Origin of the sequence: Mesorhizobium sp. Cs1299R1N3, assembly GCF_037179625.1 — a bacterium.
Classification (GTDB): Bacteria; Pseudomonadota; Alphaproteobacteria; order Rhizobiales; family Rhizobiaceae; genus Mesorhizobium; species Mesorhizobium salmacidum.
The window spans coordinates 1-457 of sequence record NZ_JAPYKQ010000070.1; the positions used below are offsets into that span (position 1 = coordinate 1).

Here is a 457-nt window from a genome sequence, read left to right on the forward strand (position 1 = left end):
AGAGGCCGAAGGTCGCGCGGATCACCTCCAGCATCCGTGCCTGGGCGAGGAGGTCGCCCTCCCGGCGGTCGAAGAGGCCGCGCGGCAGCCGCGGCTTGAGGCTCTCCGCCTTCCCTGATCCGGCCTTGGCCATGTCGTGCGCTTTCCTGCGGGGCGGCTCGGGCGCCGCCCCGTGTCACAAGTCCGATCCGATCGAGCGCGGGGGCGCCCGGTCCCTCAGGAGGCCAGCGGCTGGCCCTGGGCTCCTTGCGCCTCCATGGCCTTCTGGCGATAGAGGCCGACGAAGTCGATCGGATCGATGTAGAGGGGCGGGAAGCCGCCGTTGCGCACCGCCTCGGCCACGATCTGCCTGGCGAAGGGGAACAGCAGGCGCGGGCACTCGATCATCACCGCCGGGTGGACCTGATCCTGCGGGATGTTCCGCATCCGGAAGATACCGGCATACTTCAGGTCGAAG

General features: G+C 69.8%; 1 protein-coding gene. It reads right to left on the reverse strand.

Annotated features, from left to right (window positions below; genetic code table 11):
• Window positions 1-216 precede the first annotated feature (216 nt).
• The coding region (locus O7B34_RS31995; protein ID WP_337149736.1) for a protein-export chaperone SecB at window positions 217-457 on the reverse strand (241 nt) is incomplete at its 5' end.